The organism is Kitasatospora albolonga, assembly GCF_039535905.1.
Lineage (GTDB): Bacteria > Actinomycetota > Actinomycetes > Streptomycetales > Streptomycetaceae > Kitasatospora > Kitasatospora albolonga.
In genome coordinates this window covers 21,992-34,562 of record NZ_BAAAYB010000018.1, presented here as the reverse complement: position 1 = coordinate 34,562, position 12,571 = coordinate 21,992, and the positions used below count along the sequence as shown (strand labels likewise).

Annotated in this window: 9 protein-coding genes; 3 read left to right on the top strand and 6 right to left on the bottom strand. The window is 68.8% G+C overall.

Going from position 1 to position 12,571, the window contains the following annotated elements:
• Positions 1-771 (bottom strand): DEAD/DEAH box helicase family protein (locus ABD946_RS05315; protein WP_345280570.1); only part of this gene is annotated, 771 nt, incomplete at its 3' end.
• Positions 716-1,087 carry a DEAD/DEAH box helicase family protein gene (locus ABD946_RS05310; protein ID WP_345280568.1) on the bottom strand — a complete coding sequence of 124 codons (372 nt, stop codon included), beginning with the start codon at positions 1,085-1,087 and terminating at the stop codon, positions 716-718. The genes ABD946_RS05315 and ABD946_RS05310, both read right to left, overlap by 56 nt.
• Positions 1,088-1,612: 525 nt before the next feature.
• Between ABD946_RS05310 and ABD946_RS05305 the strand changes: the two genes are divergently transcribed.
• Complete coding sequence (locus ABD946_RS05305; RefSeq protein ID WP_345280566.1) at positions 1,613-4,105, top strand: NACHT domain-containing protein; 2,493 nt, start codon at positions 1,613-1,615, stop codon at positions 4,103-4,105.
• 40 nt (positions 4,106-4,145) lie between these two features.
• On the opposite strand, the gene ABD946_RS05300 is transcribed toward ABD946_RS05305, so the two are convergent.
• From ABD946_RS05300 to ABD946_RS05285, 4 genes are all read right to left on the bottom strand, one after another.
• Entirely contained in the window at positions 4,146-5,684 is a 1,539-nt protein-coding gene (locus ABD946_RS05300; protein WP_345280020.1) for an HNH endonuclease, read from the bottom strand.
• Between the two features lie 457 nt (positions 5,685-6,141).
• A complete protein-coding gene (locus ABD946_RS05295; RefSeq protein ID WP_345280018.1) occupies positions 6,142-6,996 on the bottom strand; it encodes a hypothetical protein in 855 nt (284 codons plus the stop codon).
• Positions 6,997-7,161: 165 nt separating this feature from the next.
• Complete coding sequence (locus ABD946_RS05290; RefSeq protein WP_345280016.1) at positions 7,162-8,007, bottom strand: nucleotidyltransferase domain-containing protein; 846 nt, start codon at positions 8,005-8,007, stop codon at positions 7,162-7,164.
• 226 nt (positions 8,008-8,233) lie between these two features.
• Positions 8,234-8,932 (bottom strand): hypothetical protein, encoded by a 699-nt coding sequence (locus ABD946_RS05285; protein ID WP_345280014.1) that lies wholly within the window; start codon positions 8,930-8,932, stop codon positions 8,234-8,236.
• 379 nt (positions 8,933-9,311) lie between these two features.
• Between ABD946_RS05285 and ABD946_RS05280 the strand changes: the two genes are divergently transcribed.
• Entirely contained in the window at positions 9,312-10,070 is a 759-nt protein-coding gene (locus tag ABD946_RS05280; RefSeq protein WP_345280012.1) for a TnsA-like heteromeric transposase endonuclease subunit, read from the top strand.
• Entirely contained in the window at positions 10,067-12,493 is a 2,427-nt protein-coding gene (locus ABD946_RS05275) for an integrase (RefSeq protein ID WP_345280010.1), read from the top strand. The genes ABD946_RS05280 and ABD946_RS05275 overlap by 4 nt, the downstream gene beginning before the upstream one ends.
• The last annotated feature ends 78 nt before the right edge of the window (positions 12,494-12,571 follow it).

Sequence of the window (12,571 nt, the reverse complement as noted above, 5' to 3'; positions counted from 1 at the left end):
GCCGTTGTCGGTCATCGCCTTGTGCACGGCGAGGTGCAGGGCGGTGGTGCGCAGTGCACTGCCGGCTCGGTCGCCGATGGGCTGGGCGCTGGCGGTCCTCACGTCGTCGGTCATGGCGTTGCCGGGCCTGGTGCCGGTGGCCGGGGAACTGCCCGGTCGGCTACCGGTGCTGCGGGGCACTGCCTGCCCCGGCGTTGGCAGGCTTGGCCGTGGGCGCGGTGGTGGTGTCCGGTCCGGAGGCGCTGGTGGAGGTCGGTGTCGGTGATGGTGGGGATGAGGATGCGGTAGTCGGCGAGGACGCCGTCCTCGACGGCTTGGTGGAGGGGTAGTGGTGGACGGTGGGGCCGTAGAGGTGGGTGTTGTCGAGGGAGTTGACCAGCCGCGGATCGCGGGAGGTGGTGCGGTTGGTGGTGGTGCGGCGTCGGGGGCGGTGGGGTGCGGCATCGGGGTCTGCGGCCAGGTCGGGCTGTCCCAGATCCTGGGGGTCGCGGTGAGGAAAAGGCGCCGGTCGGCCTGGACCTCGCGGTTGTCGAGGACCTTGGCCCACGTCTTGTCGTGGTGCCCGGAGATCCGGTGCGCCTCGTCCATGATCGCGAGATCGAACGCAGGTGCCTGCAAGGCCTGTTGGGCTTCAGTGATCTTGCGAAGGCTGTCGTAGAGGGCGAACACTGTCAACTGCCCGGCGGTCTTCACCAGGCGGGCGAGGCGGGTGAAGTCACCCGTGCTGCCGACATTCGCCGCCTTCAGGTCGCTGCTCGCGCCGGCGTCCATCGAGGAAACCAGCAGCATCGGCTCCCGACGCCGGTCCGCCCGCCACGCCAGGGCCGTCTGCCACCGCCAGGTCCTTCGTCGGCACCACCACCAACACCTGGTGCGCGCCGACCTCCTCGGCGACCCGGATCCCGATCAGCGTCTTCCCCGTCCCGCACGCGGAGACCACCGTCGCCCGCGACCCCGCACGGCGCAGCTGCCGGGCGGCTGCCGCGATACCCGCCTGCTGGTCCGCACGCGGCCAACGACGCTCCCCATTGGGAGGGGATGTGGCCGTAGCGGTGGCCAGGGTCGAGGGATCGGGGGTCTTGGTCACAAGCAGCAAGTCTCCCAGCCCCGGCGGAGTGCGCGTGGCTGCATGGCCTTGCAGATAGCTCGAATACGATGCTGCCTGCCATCCGTCACATGTGGCATCTAGGTTGTGGGCTGGGATGAGGCTGGGAGGCAGCGTGTCGGAATTGACAGGCCGGTACAACTATGAGCAGCTCGGGGAGAAGCCGTTCCAGCGGTTGTGCAACGCCCTTTTGGTGAGCGCCTTCCCGGACGTTCGGTGTTATCCGGTCGGACATAGCGACGGCGGAAGGGATGCGGTCCTGCAGTTGGACGGGGCACCAGCTGTGATCTTCCAGGTGAAGTGGAGCAGTAGGCCGACGAAGGATCCGGTGGCCTGGCTTTCCCGTGCGGTGAAGGAGGAGCGAGGCAATATCGAGCGTCTGGTGTCCGAGGGAGCCCGGGAGTATGTCCTGCTGACTTCGCTGACCGGGACGGCGGTCCCGGGGAGTGGCACGATGGATCGTCTCGATGTCGAACTCGCTAGGCACTCAGAGGAGTCGGGGTCGCGATGAGGGTCTGGTGGCGGGCTGATATCGACGCGCGCCTGGATTCTGCGCCCGAGTCGCTCAAGCGGGCCTACTTGGGCATGTTGTCCGGCTACGACGCGGTCTACAGCTTCAACCGTGGTGCGGATGACAGTGACCAGGTGCCGCGTGTCATGCCTTCTGTGATGCGGTCCTACGCTGTGGCCGGGGTCATGACCGATCGGTGGTTGCGGCTGGGTCAGGCTGGTGCGGAGCCTTCGTCTGGGCGTATCGGACTGGGGGTGGTGGCCGTTGACCTGAAGGCTGCTCTCACCGCTCCTTCCGGCACGGTCGATTGCGCGTTGGCGTGTGGTCACGTGATCGAGCGCGGGGAGGAGATCCTCCGCCCGTCCCGGCAGTCGGCGCGGGCACCGCAGCACATCCTGCTGCTTGGTGGTCCGGGACAGGGCAAGACCACCCTCGGCCAGTTGGTGTGCCAGGCCTACCGGGTCGCGTTGCTCGACGAGCGGGTGTTGTCCGCCGATACCTGTGATGTGGTGGGCTCTCTGCGCCGCGACCTCCAGGAGGCCGGCATTCCCGTGCCGGGGCACGGCCGCTGGCCTGTGCGCATCACCCTGCACGAGTACGCTTCTGCCCTTTCCTCATCTGAGTCGGATACCTACGGCTTGCTGGAGTTCATCGCCTGCCAGGTGGGTCACGGAGTCACGGTGGAAGCAGTTCACGGCTGGCTTAGGGACTGGCCCTGGCTTCTGGTGCTCGACGGCTTGGACGAGGTGCCGAGAACGGTGCGGGAGGTGGTCATGGAGCAGGTCGGCTCTTTCCTCACCACGGCCCGCCTGGTCGACGCTGACCTGCTGGTGGTTGGTACCACTCGCCCCCAGGGCTATCGTGGCGAGTTTCACTCTGGTGATTTCCAGTGCCTCACTCTCACCGAGCTGACCGTCAACGACGCCCTGCACTACGCTGGCCGACTCGCCGAGGCCCGTCACCATGATGATCCTGAAGCATGTACCACTGTGGTGGAACGGATCTCGGCTGCGGCCAAGGACCCCACCACGCGACAGCTCCTGGGGTCCCCGCTTCAGGTGGCGATCATGAGCCTGCTTGTTGAGAAGCGACGGCGGCTGCCGCACAACCGCTACGAGCTCTTCGATGCCTACTACGGCACCATCTACGCCCGTGAGGCTGACAAGCCCACCCGAACAGGTGAGCTCTTGGTGGAGTACCGGCGCCACATCGACTGGCTGCACCGATATGTCGGACTCACGCTCCAGGCTGACGAGGCTGTCACCAACGGCTGGGATCCTCTCGTCATGGCCGAGGAGACCCTACGCGAGTGCCTTCATGCCAGGCTGCTGGCGGAGACCGAGAATCCGGGCCGCTCCCGTGCGCTGGTGGACGAGCTCGTCGAGGTGGCCACCGACCGGCTGGTACTCCTGGTGGCCCCGCGCCCTGGCACGGTCGGCTTCGAGGTGAAGAGCCTCCAGGAGTTCTGCGCCGCCCGTGCGCTCCTTTCAGGCCCCGACGCGGACATCGTCCCCAATCTCGAGCCCCTAGCTACGGATCCCACCTGGTACCAGGCCTGGCTGCTGGCCGCCGTCGGCTTGTTCGCCGACCATCCCCACCTCCGCGACGAGTTCCTGGTCATGCTCCGCGGCCTCGACAGCAGGGGGCTCCCTGAGCGGCTTCTCCTTCCCGGAGCCCACCTGGCACTCGCGCTGCTGAGCGATGACCTCGCCCAGCAGCACCCGCGCCACCACACCCGTCTTGTCCAGCACGCGGCCGAGCTCATTACTGCTCCTGGAACCTTCGAATACGATTACATGCCGCACCTGTTCGGGCAGCCCACGATGGCGGCGAAGCTGGCGCACGCTGCCGCGCACAGCCACCAGGCTCGCAAATACCTGGAGGACACCGCGAAGGCTACGCTCGTCGAACAGGGCCTGCGAGCCGTGTACTGCCTTGCGACAGTGACCAGTTGGGCCGCTGTCGACGGATGTCTCCAGCCTGCGGCGCGGGCGTTGCTGGAGTCGGCCGCACAGCGTATGAGGGCCGATCAGAGGTCCGCAGTACGCCTGTTCGCTTCCGTGGAACTGCGGGGAAGGCTCCTGCCCGGGTTGCCGGCTTACGAGCTAGCGGGGTCTGGTGAGGCCACCACACTGGCTGAGTTTCTGCCCAGCCCCTCGCCGGCGGAGCCTTTGCCGGGGCCTCTCAAGGATGCCGACGGTGCCGCTCGATGTGTCGCTGACTGGGCTTCGTACATCCCCGTCACATACGAACTCGTAGAGGGTATCGCTGTCCCCTTGGTCGACCAGAGCGCGTTGCGGCACGGGGCGTACCTCCCGGACGGCATCTTGGAGTGGGAGTGGCACCCCGACGCCAAGCGGATCTGCGCCGAGGCCGCTCTTGCGCAGCCCGCCACGGGGTGGAGCATCACCCAGGCCCTCCAGTACGGACTTCACTCGATCGCCCGCTGGGACAGCTCGTTCCCTCCGTCGGTTAAAGGTGTCAACTGACCTCGCCTCACTTCTCCGAGGTGGACACGTTGCAGGGCTCTCAGGCGAAGCCCTGTTCTGGGACAAACGACGAGACGACATCGTCATCTGCTCGGTGCTGTGCCGCCGAGGGTGTGCCTTGCCGGTGCCATTGGCGATGCCACCGAATGTTGTCCAGTGTGATGGCGTGCCGGGGATCGACTGTGAGGGGTCCCCGGACTGCGCCGGTCACTGTCTCGACGGCCCGCAGGTCGTCGTCCAGGTAGAGCCCGCCGTGGTCGAACTGGGTGTGGCAGTTGGGGCACAGGCACAGGACGTTGCCGATGTAGTCGTGGCCGCCCTTGCTCAGGGGACGGATGTGGGCGGCTTCGCTGATCGCGCGGCGTGGTCCAGGGATTCGCAGGAGGGTTCCGCACATCTGGCACTGGTTGCCGTACCAGTCCTTGATGTCCTGGGCCACCGCGGTGTCCCGTCTGATCTTCCCGTTCCTGCGCCTGAGCGCCTTGCTCGGTGTTTTCCGTGTCTCGGTTCTGGCGGGCGGGGAGGGTTTGTGCCCGGGGAGTGTCTCCGGTGACCCGGTCGCCGCCGCGACTGCGGCGCTGGTCGCAGTGAGGAGAGCGTCGACGAGGTCCTGCTGGTCGGGGCAGAGCAGCTGGGCTCGGTCCCGGCCGGACCGGGCTGCGACGGACCATGCCGCCTCGATGTGGGCCCCCGTGATCACCTGTGTGTCCTCGGCGAGGGCGAGGGCGCCGGCGATCCGCCGTGTGTGGTCGTCCAGGCGGAAGAACTGGTCTTCCGGCAGGGTCGGTTGGTTGTCGAAAAGCTGCTCGGTGGCCTTGATCGGACCGAACTTCTCGGCGGCCTCGCCGGTCATGCCGATCTCCACCTGGCGGTCGGTCAGGTCGGCGTATACACGGGCGAGTTCTTCCACTGCCCGCGCTGCCGCGGCCCGTACCCGGCGATCAGCGGTCCTGGCGGGGTTCGTCTCCCTGCAGCGGAAGATCAGGAGCCGGGTCGACGAAGCAGGATCGGTCTGCGCTTCGTACCGCCAGTGACGCTCCTGCATCTCCCACAGCACGCCGATCCGGGGAAGGTCCCCCAGCAGACCGAGCCCCCTCAGACGGCTCCGCTCGTCATCACGGCGGTAGTCCCTGCCATCCCAGGCTCTCCTGAGGGTGGAGGCGAGGAACTCGTCGGCGGACGTCCTCGATGCGCCGTGCTTGATCGGGCTGCCGGTGAGCAGCATGGAGAAAGGCGACCCTGGCCGGGTGCGCCTGGCGATGCTGGCGTGGGCTGTTCGCAGACCGGCCTCGGTGGTGAGATCCGGGTGGAGGGTGAGGGAGGGGAACCTGCCCGGCCGGCCCGCTTGGAGGCCGGCGTTCTCCAAGGCGGCGGTGATCATCGGGGGCCGGTCCGCCGGTGCCAGGAAGGCCCCCCAGACGAGGCAGGGCCACCACAGGGACGTGTTCACCCGCGGCGCCACGGCTGCGGACCACCAGCACAGGGCCGCCGCGTAGGCGTCCTCGGCGTCGACACCGCTCTGTACCTGCATCAGCCGCGCGATATCCCGCAACGGACCGCGCATCACCACATCCGACACCCGCACCCCCCGGCAGTGACTACTCGGCCTCGTTAATGATCTATCACTCACCCCTGACACCATCACCAGGTCAGCCCCCTGTGCTTCGCCAGTTGGGACATCCCGTGCGGAATGTGGATGTTGATCCCCCTGTGGGTGGGCGCGGGGCCGACATCGGGGCGAGGCGACTGAGGCGGAGGCGTTTTCTGGGTAATGGGCTGCGCCGGACCTGATGCGCGGGGGTGCCTGACGGGCTGCGGCGCTGGTGACCCGGGGATCAGAGCTGGCGAGTGCCTACGGGCCCGATCCGAAGGTCGGCCATCTTCGGATCGGGCCCGTAGGGAACCGCGTTGAGCTCTCCGTCACGGCCGGTCTTTGCTCAACCCTTCCTTCGTAGCGAGAACACCTGCAGCGGAAGGGCCCAAAGGTCCCCAACCACACGGCCTACCAGCTCCGCCAAAAGTCCGGTCCGACGGGGCTACGCAACTCGGCGGACGGCGCCAGAGGTGAACCACTGAACGAGGGTAGCGGCCAAGTGAACTGCCGCGCGGGCTGCATCAGCCGTCTCGGGGACGGTCGGAATCTGCTTGCCGTGCCGAGAGGTCTGTCCGTCCCACAAGGCGCTCATCATCGCCGCCACCATGGCGATGCCCTCTGACCCTGGGATAGCGAAAGTGAACAGCTCTGGCGTCGAGCGGAGTTCGCCGCGCATGGTGCCCAGTGTCGCGCGGGCATGGTTGGGCTGGACAGCCGCGTGAGCAGCGGACTCGACTGCCTTGATTGCCTCGCTGTGGGCCCGCACCGGATCAGGAGCGAGGCCGTAGGCGGCACGCCAAGCCAGGGCGAGATGGTCGGCCGCCGAGCCCGCCGACGGCACCGCGCCGGTATCCGAAATCACCTTGCGCACGGCGTCCCGAACGGCGGGCTCTACTCGCTCCTCCAAACCGTCGCCTCGATCGTTGACCCGGTAGGCCGACCCGGATTCGTCCAGAAGGGCGGCGAGTTGGCCATCGGGATCTCCGCCGATATCAGTGCTCTCGTGGCCCAGAACCGCGTCCACGACATCCAACAGGTCCATGCCGTCCTGAAGGACGAGGAGGTTGGTGGGGTCCTCACCCGGAAGGCCCGCGATCCGCAAGCGCAGGCCGAGCAACTCCGCGTCCTCGCCGTCAGATGGACTGAAATGGCCACGCAGCCAACGGCGCAGGGGCTCTACAAGGTGGCGCGGCACTCCCTCGTAGGGGGCGAGGTCCTCGTCCGCGGCCATGCCGAGCCGCACGGAGAATCGGGCACGTGGAGCAGTCGTCATGGCACCCAGATCGTAGTGTTCCATTGGCTGTGGTGTCCGCAGCTTTGAGTACGCCCTTCTGTGGGTGTGTGATGTGCCAACATTCTTTCCTCGTACGGCAGTCGACGCATCAGACGGTGCGAACGCTCTGGTACTGGCACCGGGGCCGCAGCTTTCGCTGACCTCGTCGCTTGGTCCGGCCAAACTTTGCTATGCCCGGGCGATGGGGGTGATGTGCAGGGCGTACAGGGGTTGGCGGGCTGTGGCCGGCAGGACTTCGAACCATGCCTGGCCGTCGTCCAGGTAGCGTTCCGCGCTCGTCCAGTAGCGCCAGCCCAGGTCGACGAAGCAGTCGACGGCCTCGTCCACCGTGCCGTGCACCAGGTGCTGGCCATGGACCTCGACGCGTTCCAGTGCCTGACCGGTGCTCTCCAAGCGGGCGAGCGCAGCGGCTGCCGCGCGGCGAAGCGGGCTGTTCAGGGCCCAGCGGTCTTGAACGTGCGCGGCTGCCCTGGCCGAGGCCGGCCAGGCGTCGGGGAGAGGGAACGCGGCCACGGTCACAGTGCCCTCGGTGCACAGGCGGTGCAGGTCGATGCGGACCGGTCGTGGGAGCAGGTCGGCGATCGCCTCGTACGAGGGCAGGACGTGGTCACGGGGCGCGCGACCGGCGGCCGGGTCGGGTGTGATCGCGGCCAGCCGCTGCCGGGCCAGGGCGACCGGCTCACAGCACCGCCACAGCAGGGAGAGCTCGATCCCCTCGCTCTCGAGAGCCTTGCGCTCCTGGAACTGGAAGCTGACACCGCGACGGCGGCCCCGCAGCGCCTGACGCATCGTCACATAGCTGTCGCGGCCATCACAGAAGGCCTCGAGCGACTCCCGCGTCCAGCGTGCGTCGGTGGCGTGCTCGACGACCACATCCACGTCCCCCACCTCAAGAGCACCACGAGCGTAGGACCCGAACAGGTGGATCTCCTCGACCAGGTTCAATGGCCAAGCCCCCTGCTCCAACCGGTCGAGCATCTCGACCAGCACCGCGGTCGCCCGCTCGCGCTTCATGCGCACTGCTCCTCAACTCTTCATGATCGCAGGGATGATGGCATACCGATGGTGGCCGCCGGTCCATATCGGGGCGACGGGACCCGGCCGGTGAGCAGACACCGTGTGCGGTGATCGCTGCGGAGTGGGGCGGGAAGCGTCCGCCCGTGCCGCAGCGATCATCCGTAGTTGCGGCTCTCCCGCCCGCCCAGGCTCGGCCCGGGCGGTTTGGCTGACCCTGCTCCACTCATGCTTGGTATGAAAGGACCGCTCGGGCGGCCGTCCGGAACAGGGCACTCTGCCGGTCGACCGGGCCAGGGCCGAGCTCTCGCACGTCCCGCCGCTCGAAGAACCAGTCCATCCTCTCCGCGGCCTCCCTGCCCTGTCGGCGCCGGTCGCGCTCCAGCGCCTCGGCGAACTCGGCCGGGGCTTCCCTGGTGTCGTGGATGAACACGACCACCACGTGCTCGCTCTCGTGGCCCACGGTCTGCACCCGCCAGCCCAGTTGGCGGGCCGCACGGCGCAGGGCGGCCCGGATCAGGGGGAGGCCGCCCAACGCCTCGGTCTCGGCCGGGGACAGGTTGGCCTGCAGGGATCCACCATAGCCGCCGGCCCCTTCCGGACTGGTGGACTCCAGAACAGGCAGCAGGGCGTCCGACAACGCCACGCACCGCGGGTCCTTCGACATCGGCGGCTTCCTGGCCGAGGGTGCAACGACCGGTTCCACGGCCCGCTGGGCAGCCGGTGCTGACTCGACGACAGCGGGCGCGTCCAGGTGACGTTCCAGGACGACCAGGGCCTGACTCATGCCGTCCTGGTCGAGCCTGGCGGGCAAGAGGCCCGCATCGCCACAGGCGACGACGTGCGCCAGGGCCTTCTGATAGGACAGGGGCCGGGCCTTGGCGAGAGCCTTGGCCAGACGGGTGCGGTGGGTCTTGGCGGTCATGCGCGTTCCGATCCAGGCCTGCTACGAGCGGAGCACATCCCACCGCGCGATGTCTCCGGCAGACCACTGGATGTGATGGAAGGTCAGGACCAGTGCCGGGTGCATCCATTGTGGTCCGGGCGGCGGCCCGGTTCACCCAAGGCGGTGGCCATACAGGGCGGCACGCACCCACAAGTGCGAGGGTGATGATTGTGCCACAACCCTGGTGCCGGTGTTCGGAGTTCCCGGCATCGGCACTGCCAGGGAATGCTCGCAGTGCTGGCTTGAACTTGTCGTGTTTCTGGGGTGAGGGCAACGGCCGTGGCGGTGCGCGTGCTACGAGATCTCTCTCGGGCCGTTCACGGGCGGCCGGATGTGATCTGACATCCAAGGGGGCTTTGTGGCGCGCGAGTTGCGGGTTCTTCATCAGGACCGGAGCGGGGTGCGGCGGACGCTGGCGGCCGAGCGGCTCGCCGGGGTGCCGTTGGCGGAACGTGGTGAGGTGTGGAGGCCGTCGCGGCATCCGGCGCAGTGCAGCATCGTGACCTGGTGGTGGTCGGCGACGACCGGTCGGCATGTGGGCTGCCGGTCGCTGGATGTGCTCTCGACGGCGATGCTGCTGGACTTCAATCCGGGGGTCACCGATCTCAGTGCCTGGTCGGCGCGGCTTCTGTGGCGTGAGCGGGGCCGGGAGCGGAGTCTGGTGCCGGACTTCTTCGTGCGGACCGTGGGCGGGGAGACGGTGGTGGTGGCCTGCCCGCCCGCGGCCGGGCCGGGTGCGCGGTTCGAGCGGCAGCTGGAGGTTCTTCGGCAGGCGTGCCAGGAAGCGGGGTGGCGGCTCGCGACACCGGAGCTGCCCTCGAAGGTGGCGCTGGCGAACCTGCGGTGGGTGTCGCGCAGACGGCATCCGCGGTTCGGTGACAGGCGCGTGGAGGCCGCGTTGGCGGAGGTGTTCTCGGCGCCGCAGCCGCTGCTGGAGGGCGTGGAGGGGTGCGGTGTGCCGAGGATGCTGGCGCTGCCGAGGCTCTATCACATGCTGTGGCACCGGCGGCTCGGTGTGGACTGGGGCCTGCCGTTGGGAGCCGGAACGGTGGTGGGGCCGCTCGGCGACAGCGAGCCGACCGCGGTTCGCCGACCGCTCGCGGTGGAGCAGCGTTGAGCGCGCTGGAGGCCGGGCCCAGGGCGGCGGTGCTGGTGGCGCGTAGCGCTCCGCGCGGGGTGCTGGTGCGCGGTGACCGGGTGCGCTGGCGCGGGAGCCGGTACAGCGTCGCCGGCCTGGACGGGGTGGTGGTGCACCTGGCGTGCGAGGACGAGACCCGGGCGCCGGTGACGGTGCTGCTGGCGGTACTGGCCTCGGCTGCGGACTTCGCGGTCCTCGATGGCGCCGGCCATCCGCTGGCGCAGGAGGAGCTTCCCGACTTCGCGCTGTTGGAAGGCGTTGCGGTGAAAGCCGCCGAGAGGGCTCGGATGTGGGAGCGGGCGGTCATCGAGGTCGACACCGGGCTGCTGCCAGGCGCGCCGCCTGGCTCGAGGCCCCGGCCGGAGTACGACCCGCAGTCCACGACGCTGATCGAGCGGTACCAGGCCAAGGCGGCCGAGCTGAACGCCGTGCTGGGGATGTCGGTGTCCTGGCAGACGGTGCAGGCCAAGCGGCTGAAGTACCGCAGGCGGCGCACCGTGGTGGCGCTGGTGGACGGGCGCAGCACCAAGGCCAGGCGTGAGAGCGGGTTGACCGATCCGTTGGTGGTGGACCAGTTGATGAGGCTGGTGGAGCGTCAGCAGCGGCGGCTGGATCCGCCCAGCGACGCGCGCAAGCTGTTCAAGCAGCTTCGGCGGAAAGTGCGTGCCATTCACGGGCCGGGGGTGCGGGTTCCGGCGGAGCCGACGCTGTACAAGCTGCTCAAGCGCCTGGGTGTGGAGGCTCGGGATCTTGGGGCGGTGCGCAGGCGGCGAAGTGGCGGGCTCGGGGCGGTGCCGCCGTTCTCGGTGACGTCGGCGACGATGCCCGGTGAGCTGGTGCAGATCGATTCGACGGACCTGGACGTGTGGGTTCTCGGCGATGACGGGATGCCCGCGCGGGTGGAGCTCACCGCGGCGGTGTGCGTGGCCACCCGCAGCATCATCGCCGCGGTCGTGCGGCCCAAGCAGGCCCGGCGCAGCAAGGGGAGAAAGGAGGAAGACGGCCGGGGCGGGCTGGTGTCGGGTCAGCGGCCCAAGGGGCGGGCGACGAAGGCGGTGGATGCCTGTGAGTTGCTGGCACAGTGCCTGGTCCCGGTGCCGATGCGTCCTGGGTGGGATCCGGCTGTCCACGCCAGCGTCTCCGATCTGCCGTTCGAGGAGCTGGTGGCCGTTGACGAGCGGTTCGCGCAGGCGGCGGCCCGGCCGGTGATCATGCCGGATCTGATCGTGATCGACCATGGCACGGTGTTCGCCGGGCAGACGTTCTTCGACGCCTGCGCGTACCTGGGGATCTCGGTGCGGCCGGCCCGGCGCCGCACTCCTCAGGACAAGGCTGTCGTGGAGCGGACGTTCGGGGCGGTCAAGTCGCTGTTCAGCCAGCACGTGAACACCTACACGGGCAATGACCCGGTGCGGGTGCGGCGGACCGTGGATGGTGAGCGGCTGTGGACCCTGGCGGAGCTCGACGGCATGCTCCAGCAGTGGATCGCGCTGGAGTGGCAGAACAAGCCGCATCCGGAGATCGCCGACCCGTACGACGCGTACCTGCCGGAGCTGACGCCGAACCAGATGTACGCCGCGTGCGTCGCTGCGGACGGCTACCTGCCGATCCCGCTGAATAAGGATGACTACCTGAGGCTGCTGCCGACCGCGTGGGTGGGGGTGGGTGAGCAGGGCATCCAGTTCAAGAACCGCACCTACGACCATCCCGAGCGCGATCCCGAGAAGGGGCTGAACCCCTACCGCCGCAAGCACTCCGGGCTGGGCGGAAAGCGGGGTGGACGGTGGGAGCTGCGGTACTCCCCCAACGATCCCTCGCAGGTGTGGCTGCGCGACCACCGCTCTGAGAGGCGGACGGAGTGGGTGGAGGCGACCTGGGTGCACCAGCACAAGGTCAACGCGCCGTGGACGCAGTTCCTGTGGGACGTCGCCGCCTCCCAGCACGTGGAGCGGGGCGGCCGGGTCAAGGACGAGGAGGAGATCGCCCAGGCGCTGGCCGATCTGCTGGAGCGGGCCGCTCAGGGTCCCGAGCGGGCAGGCCGGGTCGCCGTCCCCGATGGCTACACCCTCCCGCCGCCCGCAGCACCCGCGCCGGTCTTCGACCCGTACGCCGGGCGTACCGTGCCGCGCTGGTCCGGCCTCACCGCCTCGTCCCCGTCCAGGATTGGTGATCCGCTGGCGCTGACCGACACCGGCCTCGCTCCGGCCGGCGGGGTGCCCGGCACAGCCGGGGACATCGACTGGGAACATGCGGCCGTCGTGCCCGACCTCTCCCTGCGGCTGTGGGAGCGCCCGGTGGTCGGTCACGCAGATGCGGCGCAGTCCGGCCAGGCGCTCTCGGGCCGCTACCGGAAGGTCATCGCCGAACTCAACCAGGCAGCCGGCGAGGGGCTGGTCACCTGATCGCGTCGGCTGGAGAGGTCCGCTGACGGCACGTCACCTCTCGCGCCGCGTGGATCCGCGGGGCCGGCAGGAAGAAGG